15 protein-coding genes, 1 pseudogene and 1 riboswitch are annotated in these 16,116 nt (G+C 46.0%); of the genes and pseudogenes, 4 read left to right on the top strand and 12 right to left on the bottom strand.

The window, feature by feature from the left end; all coding sequences use genetic code 11:
• Positions 1-63: 63 nt before the first annotated feature.
• Positions 64-1,182: an alanine dehydrogenase gene (gene ald / locus AC4EHJ_RS00555; protein ID WP_490973664.1), complete on the bottom strand. Its 1,119-nt coding sequence runs from the start codon at positions 1,180-1,182 to the stop codon at positions 64-66.
• Between the two features lie 530 nt (positions 1,183-1,712).
• On the opposite strand from ald, the pseudogene AC4EHJ_RS00550 reads away from it, so the two are divergent.
• Positions 1,713-2,162: pseudogene (locus tag AC4EHJ_RS00550) on the top strand (universal stress protein); the annotation flags it as partial.
• A gap of 206 nt (positions 2,163-2,368) precedes the next feature.
• On the opposite strand, the gene AC4EHJ_RS00545 reads toward AC4EHJ_RS00550, so the two are convergent.
• The 3 genes from AC4EHJ_RS00545 to AC4EHJ_RS00535 form a co-directional block, all read right to left on the bottom strand.
• A complete protein-coding gene (locus AC4EHJ_RS00545) occupies positions 2,369-3,904 on the bottom strand; it encodes a hypothetical protein (protein ID WP_490973663.1) in 1,536 nt (511 codons plus the stop codon).
• A gap of 231 nt (positions 3,905-4,135) precedes the next feature.
• Positions 4,136-4,540 carry a DUF4362 domain-containing protein gene (locus AC4EHJ_RS00540; RefSeq protein WP_490973662.1) on the bottom strand — a complete coding sequence of 135 codons (405 nt, stop codon included), beginning with the start codon at positions 4,538-4,540 and terminating at the stop codon, positions 4,136-4,138.
• Positions 4,541-4,605: 65 nt separating this feature from the next.
• Positions 4,606-5,976, bottom strand: coding sequence for a M1 family metallopeptidase (locus AC4EHJ_RS00535; protein WP_490973661.1), 1,371 nt, complete (start codon positions 5,974-5,976; stop codon positions 4,606-4,608).
• Positions 5,977-6,084: 108 nt separating this feature from the next.
• Positions 6,085-6,128: riboswitch (PreQ1 riboswitch) on the top strand.
• Between the two features lie 7 nt (positions 6,129-6,135).
• Between AC4EHJ_RS00535 and queC the strand changes: the two genes are divergently transcribed.
• Genes queC through queE form a run of 3 tightly spaced genes read left to right on the top strand, consistent with a single transcriptional unit; the run spans position 6,136 to position 7,927 of the window.
• Entirely contained in the window at positions 6,136-6,801 is a 666-nt protein-coding gene (gene queC, locus AC4EHJ_RS00530; protein ID WP_490973660.1) for a 7-cyano-7-deazaguanine synthase QueC, read from the top strand.
• Positions 6,798-7,223, top strand: coding sequence for a 6-carboxytetrahydropterin synthase QueD (queD, locus tag AC4EHJ_RS00525; protein WP_490973659.1), 426 nt, complete (start codon positions 6,798-6,800; stop codon positions 7,221-7,223). The genes queC and queD overlap by 4 nt, the downstream gene beginning before the upstream one ends.
• Complete coding sequence (queE, locus tag AC4EHJ_RS00520; RefSeq protein WP_490973658.1) at positions 7,220-7,927, top strand: 7-carboxy-7-deazaguanine synthase QueE; 708 nt, start codon at positions 7,220-7,222, stop codon at positions 7,925-7,927. Before queD ends, queE begins: the two co-directional genes overlap by 4 nt.
• Before the next feature lie 47 nt (positions 7,928-7,974).
• On the opposite strand, the gene AC4EHJ_RS00515 is transcribed toward queE, so the two are convergent.
• The 8 genes from AC4EHJ_RS00515 to AC4EHJ_RS00480 form a co-directional block, all read right to left on the bottom strand.
• Complete coding sequence (locus tag AC4EHJ_RS00515; protein ID WP_490973657.1) at positions 7,975-8,793, bottom strand: STAS domain-containing protein; 819 nt, start codon at positions 8,791-8,793, stop codon at positions 7,975-7,977.
• Between the two features lie 129 nt (positions 8,794-8,922).
• A complete protein-coding gene (nhaC, locus tag AC4EHJ_RS00510; protein WP_490973656.1) occupies positions 8,923-10,305 on the bottom strand; it encodes a Na+/H+ antiporter NhaC in 1,383 nt (460 codons plus the stop codon).
• A gap of 335 nt (positions 10,306-10,640) precedes the next feature.
• Positions 10,641-11,705 (bottom strand): AbrB family transcriptional regulator, encoded by a 1,065-nt coding sequence (locus tag AC4EHJ_RS00505; protein ID WP_490973655.1) that lies wholly within the window; start codon positions 11,703-11,705, stop codon positions 10,641-10,643.
• A gap of 198 nt (positions 11,706-11,903) precedes the next feature.
• Positions 11,904-12,293: a GNAT family N-acetyltransferase gene (locus AC4EHJ_RS00500; RefSeq protein ID WP_490973654.1), complete on the bottom strand. Its 390-nt coding sequence runs from the start codon at positions 12,291-12,293 to the stop codon at positions 11,904-11,906.
• 123 nt (positions 12,294-12,416) lie between these two features.
• Positions 12,417-13,313, bottom strand: coding sequence for a DMT family transporter (locus AC4EHJ_RS00495; RefSeq protein WP_490973653.1), 897 nt, complete (start codon positions 13,311-13,313; stop codon positions 12,417-12,419).
• A gap of 278 nt (positions 13,314-13,591) precedes the next feature.
• Entirely contained in the window at positions 13,592-14,149 is a 558-nt protein-coding gene (locus AC4EHJ_RS00490; RefSeq protein ID WP_490973652.1) for a DEAD/DEAH box helicase family protein, read from the bottom strand.
• A complete protein-coding gene (locus AC4EHJ_RS00485; RefSeq protein WP_490973651.1) occupies positions 14,146-14,694 on the bottom strand; it encodes a GNAT family N-acetyltransferase in 549 nt (182 codons plus the stop codon). The genes AC4EHJ_RS00490 and AC4EHJ_RS00485 overlap by 4 nt, the downstream gene beginning before the upstream one ends.
• Positions 14,695-14,841: 147 nt before the next feature.
• A complete protein-coding gene (locus AC4EHJ_RS00480) occupies positions 14,842-16,089 on the bottom strand; it encodes an MDR family MFS transporter (RefSeq protein WP_490973650.1) in 1,248 nt (415 codons plus the stop codon).
• Between the last annotated feature and the right edge of the window lie 27 nt (positions 16,090-16,116).

Here is a 16,116-nt window from a genome sequence, read left to right as displayed (position 1 = left end):
GCGTATGAAAAAAGGCTGTCCCCAAAAGTCATCAATCGTGACTTCGGGAACAGCCTTTGTTATTTATCGGGACAATAATTCGTCAACCGATTTGTATTCCAATCCTTGGTCATCCGCAACCGCTTTATAAGTTACATAGCCTTGGAAAGTATTGACGCCTTTTTTCAGCGCTTCGTTATCAAGCACTGCTTTTTCGAAGCCTTTATTGGCAATTTGCACTGCAAATGGCACCGTAACGTTCGTCAGTCCCATCGTCGATGTGCGTGGAACCGCTCCAGGCATATTTGCGACTGCATAGTGGACAACATCGTGTTTGATGTAAGTCGGGTTGTCATGCGTCGTGATGCGGTCGCTCGTCTCGAAAATCCCGCCTTGGTCGATTGCGATATCAACGACCACAGAGCCAGGTTTCATCGACTTGATCATGTCTTCAGTGACAAGTTTAGGAGCTTTCGCACCTGGGATCAATACTGCGCCGACAACAAGGTCAGCTTCTTTCACTGATTCCGCGATATGAAGCGGATTTGAAATCAAAGTTTGTACATCAGAACCGAACAAATCGTCCAATTGGCGCAGGCGATCCGGATTCAAGTCGAGGATCGTAACGCTTGCACCCATTCCCACTGCCACTTTTGCAGCGTTTGTACCGGCAACACCCCCGCCGATAACAGCTACTTTGCCGCGTGATACTCCAGGAATACCACCAAGCAAGATTCCGCCGCCGCCGTAGATTTTCTCCAGAAATTGCGCGCCGATTTGCGTGGACATTTTTCCAGCCACTTCGCTCATTGGCGTCAATAACGGCAATGTGTTGTTCGGAAGCTGAACCGTTTCATAGGCGATGCCGATCACTTTCGACTCAAGCAACGCTTTCGTCAATTCAGGCTCCGGAGCTAAATGAAGATAGGTGAACAGAATCTGCCCTTCGCGGAAGAAGCCGTATTCCGAAGCAACTGGTTCTTTGACCTTCATAACCATGTCGTGCGACCACGCTTCTTGGGCTGTTGCTGCGATTTGTGCGCCTGCAACAACATAGTCTTCGTCCGTAAAACCTGAGCCGAGTCCAGCTCCTGACTGGATGAAAACTTCATGGCCGAATAATGTCAAATTGACAACGCCCGCAGGTGTCATCGCGACACGGTTTTCATTGTTCTTCACTTCTGTTGGTACTCCAATACGCATTTCAAAACCCTCCAATGTCTGTTCTACAATATATTATTGAGAAACCGGTTAAATGTTCAAAGCAAGTCCATTTTATCAGATATTCCCAGATTCCGCTCTTCTTTTTTCAAGATATATAAATTGAATTATTGAATTCAGTTGTCAAAATTTCGCAAAAAAGCTGCGAAGGTATGGACCCAAGCATTGAGGCAATGCCTTTGCGACGAAGTGCGCAGCACTGCAACGCACTCCAATGTTTCAAAGCTAGCGCAGCGTTGCAACGGTTTTTCATGTCCTGAAGCTAGCGCAGCGTTGCAGGGACAGGGACAGAAACAATCGTCATTGCATTGCCCAAAGCGACCAGAGCAAATTCAAATACCCCACTTCTTTATTTCGACTAATATAGTTCAATCTATATAACAAAGCTTATATAGGCAAACGCAAACATTCAGTGACAGCAATAAATAATTTCCTAAATCTTTTACATTAAAAGAAGGAATTCCTCCTAAATTAAGAGAAGTTTATACTTATCAATTAAGGAGGAATGCATAATGACTTTAAAGTATTCACAGATTCTTGTAGCGGTTGATGGTTCAAAAGAAGCGGAATGGGCTTTCAAGAAATCAGTAGGAATTGCAAAACGGAATCATGCTACTCTTAATTTGGTAAATATTATTGATACCCGTTCGTTTGCGGCAATTGAAGCGTATGACCGTTCAATCGCTGACCGGGCTCAGAAATTCGCTGAAGATCTGCTTAACGGCTACAAACGTGAAGCGGAAGCCGGCGGTGTTGAAAAAGTTAACATCGTTGTTGATTACGGTTCTCCAAAAACGATGATTTCACGTGAGTTGGCTGAACGGGTTTCTGCAGATTTGATCATCTGCGGAGCGACCGGACTTAATGCAGTTGAACGCTTCCTGATTGGCAGTGTTTCGGAACACATTGTCCGTTCTGCGAAATGCGACGTGCTCGTAGTGCGTACGGATGACCAAGGAGAAGAAATCGAGGCAGGCGAATTCGCAGCAAGCGACGAAATGTCCTCTAGCAATTCTGAACAGATTGTCGGAGACAAAACTCCATTGCAAAAATCGTCTGAGCCGGTTGTGGGCGAAAACATCGATCGACGTTAAACACACGGTTCTTAAAACTTTAAATAAACATTCAAAGCGGCCAGTCATCAGACTGGCCGCTTTCTTATGCAGTTTTAAAATACTCCTGGGTATTCCGTTTCCAATTGTTTCAGCAGCTGTTTTCGGATAATTTCATTGTAAACAATGTATTCTTCGATGAGTATTTTAAAACCTTCCAAACGGTCCGCTGAATTCACCTTTTCAAAAGCAGGCACCGAAAGTCCGAAATCGTAATAGTCGGTTTCACCGCTCGCTTCGGCCTCTTTTTCTGCCGCCAGGTGATATTCGAGCGCTTTTTTTGAATCCGTTAACAGATAAATCTCCGACAAGAACAACAAATCATCAATCGGGAATAGGCTGGTATTTTCTTTGAGTTTCTGTTCGGTATAGTCTGCTGCCTTTTCAAACTGGCCTTGCTGAAGGTACATATCCGTCATGAGCCACATCGCTTCATCGGCGTCGTATTCGCTGCCTGTTTTCAGAATGTCAGCCGCATATTCTTCCGCTTCTGCGAAACGCTCCATCTCAATTGCCGTCAACAGTCTATTGTATTTGGCTTCAGACGCTTGTTGGTCGCTGATCATTTCATCAAGGAACGTATCCTGGAACTCCGCAAGGTCCTGCTGGGTAATTTCTTCCAAGGTGCTGTAAAATTCCGCAACACTTTTGGTCGCTAATAATTCGGTTATCCGCTGTTCGCCATGCTCTTCTGCAATTGATGCTACCGCTAATGAACTTTGTACATATGGATCAAAATCATCGGAAAAAGCGGCATCGAAATTCTCAGGGTCATCCAAGCTGTGAAAATCCAATATTTCCACCGTTTCAAGGTCAACCCAGATAGCAACGTCTTCTGCAAGATAATCTGCCATGCCTTCTTCGAACCATTGCGGCGTCCTAGTTAAATTTAAACCGTTCTTTTCAGCGAAGAGATGACTTTGGTAATGGGCGTATTCGTGAATCAAGATTACTTCCCAGAATGGATCGTCCGGAACCAAGTGGATTGTCCGGTTTGCGCCGTTGTAGAAACCGGATATCTCTTCCATCCCACCGCTTTCCTCAAGCGAACTGTACTCTTGGTGAAACTCGATGGCGAGCCCGCCTTTATCTTGCGTGCCAAAAAAGGCATTGAATTCTTCCCTTTTTTCGGCAAGTACTCCATCGAATTTTTCTATCTCTTCGGCATTTTCTGCCGTATGGTAATAAGCAACACCATTTTCCAATTCTTTCTGCAGCTCTTGCTGGGTCGGAATCTGGAGGACTGTACTGGTGAATAACCGTGTCTTTTCGGTGTGAGACAGCCCCCTCTCACCCAAAGTATATTCAACATACGAGTTGATCACAGCTACGAAAGTGACAACAGAAAAAAGCAGCACCGAAAATAACATTAAGCCGGCCGCTTCCCCTGAATTTGCAATCCGTAAAAAGGCGAACCCGCCTTTGATCATGGCGTAAAAGCTGATAATGAAAAGTACAGCGCATAACAATAACAGCAAAACCGCAGCCCCCAGCCCGCCAGCCAAGCCTGAACTTAATATCAAGTGATAGCTGCCAATTGACAAAGAGACCAAGGCAATAACATAAATGAAGAATTTCAATAAGCTTTTCATAGGGCCTCCCGTTAAGCTGAATGTGTTATTAAATTAACATTCACATAGACATATAAGCTAAATGTTTTCTATATATTAACAGTAATATAAATCTAAATACACTAAATTTTTTATTAATTGAAAAAGAGCACACAGAAAGGCTTTGCATTTATGCCTTTCTGTGTGCTCTTTTCTTGCCACTCGAATCTCTTTCCCCGATTTGCGGCCGGATTTCAGGCGTTTTTCTTCTAATTATTTTTGAATTTCGATTATTGTGTATGCGGGATTTCCGCTGCAGCCGCCCAAAATATAGCTTGTCGATTCTTCACTTTCCTTTTTTTCCAGCGTTTCGCAGTTGCGTTCCCATTCTTCGCCTGACCCATAAGCGTCTTCGGTGGCGTCATACTGAAGTAAAATGCCGTTGCTGGAATACCGCAGCGTTTCATATATCGGATCGCCTTCAATTGTGAAGTGTTCAATGCGGACTGCGTCTTCTTTTTTCTGTTCGAAATTTTCCAGGAACCGGTCGAGCCTTTCGATATTTTCAAGTTCTCCGTGTGTATCAACTATGAGGTCTTCTTCCGGCCAGCTGCCGGATGGCCCACAGCCACCTGACACCATCAGTGTAAGTAGGGACAATAACAATAAACGCAACATGCCCTTGCCTCCCTCTTTTATTCATTAGACGCATCAGCATCGAATAGATTACATCTGAAAGGCATTTATTTTAGCCAACTGTCCAGAAACTCACTTTGGTCCCCTTCAAAATAATCTTCAAAGAAAACTTTAAAGTCTTCGGTGTTCAAGAACTTGAATTGAAATTCGGTGTAGTAGGCAGACAAAAATGCTAATGCCTCTTCTTGGCCACCCCATTCAGCGAAAAAGTCCCGCAATCTGAGCGGTGCTTCTCCGTAGACAGTGGAGACATAGCGGAGATCGCTGTACTCGTCGAGCGGCAGGTTCGTGTATTTCTCTGGATCTTCGGACAGCAGCGCCATTTCAGCAGAACTAAAGCCGTACGATTCGTTGCCGTAATATTCTGTCAAAAACAGTGATGAGGCAAATTCAGTAATGCTTTCGTCAAGCCATGCATCTTCGAAGGGATCGTTGCCGACGATGTAATAAAACCATTGATGTGCGATTTCATGCACCAGCACACTGTCGACTGAATCCTGGTCCGCCCCCACTTCAACGATGTTCGGGTATTCCATGTAGCCGTCGTTGCCGATGATGTCGAGTTCCGGAAAAGGATTGTCTCCGATCGATTCCTCGAAAAAAGCGAATGCTGACTGCGCCACTTCTGCCGATCTATCCAGCAATTCCTGATCCAGCGGCATGAAAAGCCGTATATCCGTTCCCTCGGATTGCACTGTTTCATGAAGCCATTGAGTTGGATTCAACAGCGCCATATAGAAGTCTTTAATCCTATCGCCCTGCACCATGCCGGAAGAAGATGCTTGGACAACTCCATCATCCGCCGAGGTAGCGACAAGAAATTCCTGCGGCAAGCTATAGGATACCGTGAACGAGCCAAAACCGGTATGGTACGACTCACCCGTCAGGTCGAAATCCTGGATATCCCATCCCCCGTCATATTGAGCGAGCATCGGGTACCACTGGGCCAAATAGAAATTCCGTTCATCCTGCGATAACCGCAAACCGCCTTCCGGCAGCTTTAAGGAGTAGCTGATATCGATTGTTTCACTTTCTCCGGGTTGGAGCGGACTATGGAGTTCAACCAGAAGTTCGTTATTTTCAAGGCTGTATGGCATATCACCATCTGAAACCGAAATTGCATCGATCTCAGATTTCGCTGAATCCTGATAAAAATCGAAAGTTTCATCCGGATTCAAGGCGTTCGGCACAAAATAAAACCCGATGTCTTCAAATGCCTCGTCCGAGTCGTTCGTCACTCTGATTTTTGCAGCGACGTGAAAAACGTCTTCGTTGTCGAGCTCCAGCTTTATATCATACACTGCGCTTGCGCTCATTTCCGTGGCACCGCTTTTCTTATCCTGTAATGCAACGGCTAGCCAAATGACAACCGCTGCTATCAAGGCTAAGCCCAAACCTATCCATATCCTGCGGTTCATTTTCATCCCTCATTTTCCATTTATTAATAAGTGGATTCGACAATCCTGTGCATTTCCCTTTATCTGAATGAAACCTTGCCTCCATCTATGTTATTATTAACGATGTTGAAAAAAGAGGTTCGCAAACTCCCTCTCTAAAAAACTAAGGAGATGTTTTCATTGAAAAAAGAAAAAGCGGTCGTCGTTTTCAGCGGCGGCCAAGACAGCACCACTTGTTTGTTCTGGGCGATTAAAAACTTCAGCGAAGTCGCAACTGTGACGTTCGACTACGGGCAGCGCCATTCAGCCGAAATCGAATGCGCCCGAAAAATTGCGGAAGAATTGAACGTTTCATTTAAAGTGCTCGATATGACATTGATCAATCAGCTTTCAGCGAATGCGTTGACACGGGATGATATCGAAGTGTCGGCACAAGAAGGCGAATTGCCTTCCACGTTCGTGCCGGGCAGAAACCTGCTGTTCCTGTCATTTGCGGCAGTTTACGCGGATGCAATCGGAGCAAGCCATTTGATCACAGGCGTCAGCCAAACGGATTTCAGCGGCTATCCTGATTGCCGTGACACCTTCATCAAATCATTGAACGTCACGCTGAACTTGGCGATGGATAAACAATTCATCATCCAAACACCGTTGATGTGGCTCGATAAAGCGGACGTCTGGCAATTATCCGACGAGCTCGGCGCATTGGACTTCGTGCAGGAAAAAACCTTGACATGCTATAACGGCATCCCAAGCACGGGCTGTGGTGAATGCCCTGCCTGCCAATTGCGCAATGCCGGCCTTGCTGCTTACAAAGAACGGAAATCTGCAGGTGAATTCGTATGATGCAGCAATTCTATCCGACAGTGCCGCATGAATTCCGCTTTGAATTGAACAAAGACCTGAATTTCTCTGCTGCGCACTTCATCCCGAGCAAAGACGCCGGGCAATGCCAGGAAATGCACGGCCATACGTATTTCGTCAATGTCACCATCGGCGGCGATACGGTTGATGCCAGTGGCTTCTTGATCGATTTTAAACAAATCAAACAAGCAATCCATAAAAAATATGACCATTCGGTCTTGAACAACCATCCGGAATTTAAAGATAAGTTTCCGACGACTGAATTATTGGCTGAACAAATCTGGCAGACGATTCAGGACTTGCTTATGGCAACGGAAAACAAACCTTTTTGCCTGCAGGTCATCGTACGGGAAACTCCCACGAGCTATGTCATCTACCGTCCGCTCAAGGAGGATTTCCGATGAAGATTCCTGTCATGGAAGTGTTCGGCCCGACGATTCAAGGCGAAGGCATGGTCATGGGCCAGAAAACGATGTTCGTACGCACAGCCGGCTGTGATTATTCGTGTTCCTGGTGTGATTCCAAATTCACCTGGGACGGAACAGGCACGAGTGTTTCTAAAAAGCCGGAAGAAATTATCGACGAATTAATAGAAATCGGCGGCGCCGCATTTTCGCACGTCACCATTTCCGGCGGCAATCCTGCGCTGCATAAGGGCATCGGCGAGCTGGTCGATTTATGCCACTCGAATAACTGGAAAGTCGGCGTTGAAACTCAAGGCTCGTTTTGGCAGGATTGGATGCGAGAAATCGACGACATCACGGTATCGCCAAAACCTCCGAGCTCAGGGATGAATACGGATTTCAGCAAACTGGATTTTTTCGTTGATAATCTAGCGGATGCCAATGCAACATTGAAAGTCGTCATTTTCGACGAAGAAGATTTCAAGTATGCGGAAGATCTCCATGTACGTTACCCGGCGGTGCCGTTTTTTCTGCAGGTCGGCAATAGCGACACCACAACTATCAACGACGCGAAACTCGTCTCCGATTTATTAGGCCGCTATGAATGGCTCATCGAACTTGCCGTGCGCTCCCAAATCATGAATGACGCGAAAGTTCTGCCGCAGCTCCACACACTTTTATGGGGAAACAAACGCGGCGTCTAAGGAATAGAAAAAGCACGCAATCGATTTTGATTGCGTGCTTTTTGCGTTTAAGGGATGCTTTGCAATGCTTGCTTCACTGTCGCATATGAATCGATGCCGGACATATCAATGTTGCTATTGACAATGGTCTGCGCGAGATCCGGACGCAGGCCCGCAGCCACAACATGAATGCCCATAAGGCGGAGTGTGCCGCCGATTTGATGCAGCGCATGAGCGACATGCTCATTGATTGTGGCGACACCAGAAAAGTCGGTGATGACGTGGTGGACATCTTTTTCCGCAATTTCAGGTATGACATTCTCCATGATATGTTTTACGCGCATATCGTCCAGATAACCGATCAATGGCAAGACCACAATTTCGTCTGTTATGGGAACGACCGGAGCGGACAGCTTCACCAACTCTTTCTGCACGCCTTCCTGTTTTGATTCCGACAATTTCTCATATGCCGAGAAGGTTTCACTTAGACTGGCATCCAGGAGATTATTGATTCGCTTGATGATGAACGCGTTTTGTCTAATAGATAATCCGAACTCTTCACTTAAATCCGTAAAGACATCCGTAAAAACATCACGTGTCGGCGGGTAACGGACAACTATGATAGACAACTGCCCACTTATGGCGACAACCATTTCTGCATTTTTTCTGCTCCATTCGATCAATGCCGGCGGGATGTTATGCTCGCTGTCTTGGTCAAGCAGCTCGGTCAAGTAACTCAAAAACTGCACATACATATCAATCGCCTGTTCTTTTTCACCTGGTTGAAGTTTAATCGCCAGCCTGTCAACGACTTCTTCCACAATCCGAGTTGATAAAGAAAACAAGTTGTCATTTATATGATTGGAAAAATTATTCAATGAACTCATCATTTCCCATCCTTTTCTTTGGCTATGTGTCCAATTATACCGCAAAAGATTAGGGAGGCGACAAGAATTTTCCATAAAAAAAGAGATTTTCGGCTCTGTTTCTCCGTTTTCGGGAATGGACAAAATCGTTTATTTGTTGATGGCCGTCAATGTTTTTCCAGCATAGCCAAATGCGATGGTCAATGCCGGTGACAATAGGCAGAAAAACGCAAACGGTAGATATTCCATCGTCGAAACACCAAGCACTGAAGCGATAAAGATGCCGCAGACGCTCCATGGGACCAGTGGGTTGACGACGGTACCCGCATCTTCCATCACCCGGCTCAAGTTTTTATTGCTGAGCCCGACTTTTTCGTATTGCTGTTGAAAAGCTTGGCCAGTCAATAAAATAGACAGGTATTGTTCACCAATCAAAACGTTGATTCCCACTGCCGTCAATGCTGAAGCCGTAATGACCGACGAAGCTTTTTTCAATGAGCTTTCAATTTTTGAAAGCAGTGTTTGAATAATTCCAAGTGTAAAGAGCAGACCGCCCATACTCAGCGCCAGCAGCACCAGGCTGACTGTGAAAAGCATGCTTTCCATACCGCCTCGCGTCAATAGGGAATCGATTTCCGCGACGCCTGTCGCCGATACATAACCACCGTACAGGACATTAAGAATCTCTGCAGGGCTAGACACCAGGTGCAGGTAAGATAGCGCAATCGCACTAATTGAGGTCGCTGCCAACGCCAGCAGCGCCGGCACTTTGGCGAGCGTCATAGCCACAAGAACGACCAGCGGCAACAGAGAATACCAGTGAACGCCGCCGGTCGCGAGCAGACCGTCCTGAAATGCATCGATATTAGCGCCGTCAATTTCCATGCTGCTAGGCGATAACACAGCAAAAATGATGAAGGAAATGATGAATGCCGGGACCGTCGTCCATCCCATATTGCGGATATGCTCGAAAAGATTGACTCCGACGATCGATGAAGCGAGATTGGTGGTATCCGACAACGGCGACATCTTGTCACCGAAAAATGCACCGGAAACGATTGCTCCCGCTGTAATCGCCAAGGAAAGATCCATTGCAGACGCCATGCCGATAAACGCGACGCCGACAGTGGCAACCGTCGTCAATGAACTACCGATTGATAACCCAATGATTGACACCACCGTGAAAACGATGGCAAAGAAAAAGGCCGGTGTGATGATGCTGAAGCCGATATAAATCATTGTCGGAATCGTACCGCTCAGCATCCAGCTGCCGATCAGCATGCCGATGAAGAAAAAGAGGAAGACTGCACCCATTCCTGCTCCCGCTCCTGCCACTAAACCACTTTCGATTTTCTGGTACGGTATTTTTTTAATCAAGCCGTAGCCCATCAATAGCAGGATTGAAAAGACGATCGGCAAATGCGGCACCGCTTCCCATTTGATAATTGAGACGCTTATGCTTGCTACGATGAGCAAGACCAAAATAACCGCTTCTTTTGTTGATGGATTCATCACCTTTTTGATTTCAAACATTCTTGCTCCTCCTTCGATTGGCTGGATTGTTAGTTCCAAGCCTTATATTGCGAAAATAAAAAAAGAAGAAAACCATCCATCCCTAAAAATAAGGGACGAAGGTTTTCTCCGCGCTACCACCCAAATTGAAAGTTCTCCTAAGAAAACTGACCACTTCATTGACTAAGCTGACTAAGGATAAATGGTGTAATTCATGTACATTAACGCCTGAACTTGCACCTTCCGTTCAGTCTCTGCTTTCTGCACTCAATGCCATTACTGGACCATTCGACAACTGCTATATATATTATATAAAAATAAATATTACCATGCCTTTTTAAGAAGTCAAGCGTGTTTTATTCTTGGAAACCGTGATTGGCTTTAGCATTGTCCGCTTTCATTGCACGGCTGCCAATTATTTTCACGAACGGCACGATGAAAATTGACAGGAAAAGAATGCGGAACAATTGAAATGACGTGACGACGGTGACGTCAGCATGGACGGACGCTGCGATGATGCCCATCTGGTCCAAACCGCCTGGCACAACGCTTAAAAAGCTTGTTGAAAAACTGAGTCCGTACAAATCGGACAGGATGAAACTAGTGCCGTAAGCCGCTGCGATAAACAGCATGCTTGAGAAGAATGCATAGAAAATGAGTTTGTTCGTCAGTTTAATATTTTCTTTTTTCAGCAGCAGTCCAATATAAATACCAATCATCACTTGGGCTGCGTGAAGGAAAGAACCGGGCATAACCGGCACTTCAATGCCCGCAAGATTAAAGCCCATGATGAGAAAAACAGGACCCAGCAAATACGCCGTCGGAACTTTTATCTTCTGGCTGGCAATGCCCGCAAGATAGCCAAGTCCCAGCAGTGCAATTAAATACAGGGAAATCTCTCCATGGACCGCTTGCTGCGGCGGGCCATTGCTGCCGCTTGCGACGATGAACGGCACGATTGCCACAATCAGCAGCACCCGCAGCACGTGGTAAAACGTCACGGCAGCCAAGTCGATGCCTTTTTGCTCTTCGGCAAAAGAAATGATTTGCGACAGGCCGCCGGGGACGCAGCACGTCATGGCGGTCGCTTTATCCGCTTTTGTCCGTTTCGCCATCAATGAACTGATCAACAGGAACAAGAAGAAAAAAGCAATATTGATAACCAGCATGGCCATAAAATATTGTTTCATGCCTTGAATGGCATCCAATGTAAAAGCGAAGCCAATAACATAACCCGCGATAACGAGCCCACCGTTTCGGAGTGACGCATGCCATTTTAATTTTATGGGTGAAAACAATTGAACGGCGAGCACCGTAAACAATGGCCCAAGCAGCCAAGGCATCGGCGCGCCGACCAACACGAAAATGCCGGCTCCGGCAAGGCCGATTAATAATGCCTTGCCCATAGATAATAAGTCCATCCCTTCCATCTTCTTTCTTCGCAGCGCGAATCTATTAGAGATGAAGCCAATTATCCGGCCAATGCAGGCCGAGGCTTCACTCCATCTAACCCCATTATATCTTTTTTCACGCTGGCTAAATATTTTTTTCGGTATTTGACCGAGTTATTGAACAAAATACAAAAACCTGCCAACAATGGCAGGTTTCGAATCATTTCTTTATGAAATTTCCTTCGCTTCGCGATAGGGCAAAATATCATCCGCCATGTTCCGGATTTTCCCGAGGTAGAGGGCAGCACCGCGGGACAAGATCATTTCCTTGCTGCGCATCAAAAGACGCAGCTCTTCCACGATCTGCAGGCCGGTTTCCTCTACCGGATAAGAAGGGTTCACGGACAAATGAAGAATGGAAAAATCATTATCGCCGATTTCAACACCCGCAAGGCCGGTGATATTTTCCCCCTCTTTCCAAAAATATAATTGCATATGTGGATTTTTTTCGTATACTTCAATCGTTTCCGATAAATGGCTTACGCTTTTGTTTTTTGTCACCAAAGACAAGAGTCCCATGGCAACTTTATTAGATGATTTCTTGTATTTATAAAGCATCTGTCGTCCCTCGTTCTCTCTATCAATCTAAGCAGCAGAACATCCCCTGCAGGCTTGGCGGAAACTCCGCCTATACGTATATTCACGAATCCCGAATAAGATAAACATAATTTAACATATTTTTTATTTCAAAACGGTTTTTGCAGGTTTAGTGGATTCTTCTGTTTTTTCCGGCCAATTCACCAGGAATATTCCTGCGAATATAAGCGCGCCTCCCGCAAGCAAAGTTAACCCTATTTTTTCATCCAAAATCAGCCATCCTGAAAGGATGCCGAAAAACGGGGCCAGAAATAAGAAAGCACTGACTTTTCCCGGATTGCCGTTTTGCAGCAAATAAAACCATACAGCAAATTGGACGATTGATGCCGGAATCGCAAGCCAGATCATCACGAATACCGATACCGGATTGACAGCCAGCTGAAGGTCTTCAAGCAACAGGCTTAATAACAAGAGCAAGATTCCGCCAAACAGCATTTGGTAAGCTGTTAGCACCCATACGTCGAAGTTCTGCCCCCATTTTTTGATAAGCAAGGTCGCTGTGGCCCAAAAGAATGCGCTTGAAATACCGAATAGAGTACCCACTTCCAGCTGCAATTGCCCCCCCATCGTGATAAATACGCCGAATAATCCCAACAGCACCCCAGCCCATTGAATGATCCGGTAATTGATTTTTAGCGCAATCGTCCCGAGAATCACTACCAATAATGGATTGGTAAAGGTCAAGATGGCCGATTCGCCGGCCGTGATGGTTCTTAGGCTTAAAAAAATACAGCCCATTACGCCAGCTGTCTGGCAAGCGCCGATAACCGTGATTTTTATCCAGTCTAAACCTTTTTTTGGATGCGGCCTTTTAAAAAAGCGGACAATTCCAATCATCAGCACGCCAGCAAGAATAAAGCGTATGCCAACTAAAAGCAGCGGCGATATGTATTGCAGCCCAATTTTAGCGACTGCAAAAGATGAACCCATCAAGCTGGTTGTCAGTATCACCAATAAGGCGAACGTTATTTTGCTTTTCAATGGAACAGCTCCTTCACTGGGTTGCTTGCACAGCCAGTTTAATTTCGGATATTCGGAATCTCTCTCCTGCAGATGGACCATCTTATAATATTGGAACAATCACTTTGGCAATTCGTTGTTTAATGGAACGGCTGCGAAAAATCTGCGTTCAGTTGTTTTTAAGGCTTTCTTTTATCCTCTTTACCGTTTTTACGAAAGCTGGCATGCGCAAGGGCTGTTTTGCCTCCGCTCTTTTTTATATTTTTCAGCTTCGTGCTTTGACGATCGCCTCTCCTCAACTAAAAGCTGAATTCCTTGCAGATTATCCTTGCCGCTTGTTCGGCTGATTTATCCGTATTGTTGATGCGTATGTATGGTTGATGGCTTATTTCTCCGTCCCAGGAATTCATACGGTGGTTCGCCATCGAATCAAGCAGATTCTTTTCTGACGCTGCAATATCCCTTTTGGTGGGTTTAGAGGCAAGGCGCGCTTCCGTCTTATTGCGGAAAATCCTTATTGCCGCGTCTGCTTCGAGCTCCACAAAGTACACAGTGTGGCCGGACGCCTCGAAAATCGCTTTTGTTTTATTGATAAAGTCCCAGTCTTCTTTCCTATCAAATTCCCACACCATTGTAAAAATTAAGCCTGTTGAATCTCCAGCAGCCAATGATTTGAATATTTCTTCCCGAAACAAAGCGGAAAGCCGAAACGTTTCTTCACTGAAGCCAAAAAACGGATGCAGCAATTCAAGCGTCATGTGGTTATGGAGCAATGGAAAACCTGTCTTTTTTCCAAGCTCCTGGCCAACGGTCATCTTTCCGGAGGCTTGCGGCCCAAATATTATAACGAACTTCATTTCTGCAGGTCCCTCCATTCACTTTCCAGCATGCCGTATAGGAGTGAATCGCGCCAGCCGCCTTTCATCTTCAAGGCATCGCGGATCCGCCCTTCAGGCTGCATGCCGATTTTCTCTAATAATTTCTGTGAACCCGTATTGTCCGGCGCACATGTTGCTTGGATGCGGTGCAACGCTCTGTGCTTGAAACCGAACTCCAACAGCAGCTGCGCCACTTCGCTGCCAATCCCGATGCCCCAATAATCGGGATGCAGGATATAGCCGATTTCTCCGCACGAGTTCTCGAAACTGTCGTACCAAAGTTCTCCTGCCCCGATCACTTTTTCTGTTTCCTTCAACACGACTACCCACACAAAACGGCTTTGCGGCAGCTCTTGTGCATCTTTCAGTACATCACTGATATATGACCTTGTCTCTTCCAGCGTATTTGGTCCCCAAGGCTGGAACTGCGTCACATTCTCCATTGACGCATAACTATGGACCGCTTCCAGATCCCCGCTGCGCAATTCCCTTAAATAAAGCCGGCTGTTTTCCAGTTCCGCCATTTTCAGCCCCCCTAAGGTCAGAATTTTGATTATAGTTAATATATTTTAGCATATGCTTTGGAGCTATGGTCCATTTTTGCCCCAGCCTTTTCCAGCGCAAAGGAAAAAGCCATCCGTTCCGATGAAGGACTGGACGGCCACCATAGGCTAGATCTTCGACAATTCCATTTTTCCACCAGCGGATTTTCGTATGAACAAGCCGCTGTATACCAAAAGCGTTCCGGCAATTAAGATGGCGCCGATGTATACCGACATCATTGCCGGCATCAAAAACGCACCAATGATGATTGTGGAACGAGCAATCATATCCGCTCCGCTGAATGATACACCAGAAAATGCGGAATAAGATCCTCTTTTGTCATCCGGCATCATATTCGCTTTTCTCGCGTTAAGTACCGGAGAATAAATGAGTTCTCCAAGCGTCGCAACTAACGTGAAGCCGATGAGCACATACCACGTGTCAGCTGAAGTCATCACGATATAGCCAATGCTATACAAGAGCAAGCCGAACAATAAGACATGTCGGCTATTAAAGCGGTCAGCGATTTTATTAACCACAAAGGTCAAGCAGACAACCAGCAGCATATTCTGGATGTTCAGGATGCTGAGCATCCGCACGCCGCCAATATCAAAGCCGTTAACACTGATGGTCTTAAAGGATTCGGCAAGGCGGACACCAATATAGCTGTTCAGCGTGAATTCAGCTGCAAAGATGAACATCGAACCCGCCACCACTTTCGTGAACGGCGCATCCTGGAAAGCCACTTTGTAATTCTGCAGGACATCAACGAACACATTATTGTGCATTTTTGCGAGCAGCTGAACTTTGTCATCTGTCAGCCAGATCCCGTAGGCAATCGGCAAGCAGGTTGAAGTTATTGTCAGTAATGCAAATAACTCAATCTGATGGTTAACATACAACAGCCCGCCAAGTGCGGCTCCGATCGCCATGGATAAATTCGTCAACCAGTACTCGATCGTAAAGACCGCTTTCCGATTTTCCGGCGTCGTGGAATCGATGATGATTGCATGCATCGCCGGGCGGCCAAGGCTGCTCGTAACGACAAATATCGTATAGGCAGAGGCAAACAGCCAGATCAGCCGATCTCCAGGAAGCAGGCTTAATGCCATGAACAAGAACATCAACGCACTCAAAGCGGCTGTCACGACCACCACCTTTTTCCGGTTAAAGCGATCTGAAATATAGCCCCCGATTAAATTGATGAAAAAGCCGACTACGACTGTCAGCATGAGGAAGGTGCCTGCCCAGACCTTGCCCATCTCTTCAGCAAAAAATAAAGCCATAAAAGGCATGACTGCTGAAAAAACAGCCCTGTTAAAAAACGATGTCAATAAACGTACTTTAATATTTTGCGGGTATTTGCTCCAGCGCATCTTGTCATCCCCTCCTTGCTTAGTTAT

Source organism: Planococcus sp. TJ-301, assembly GCF_058268475.1.
This window is presented reverse-complemented; position numbering and strand designations above follow the sequence as displayed.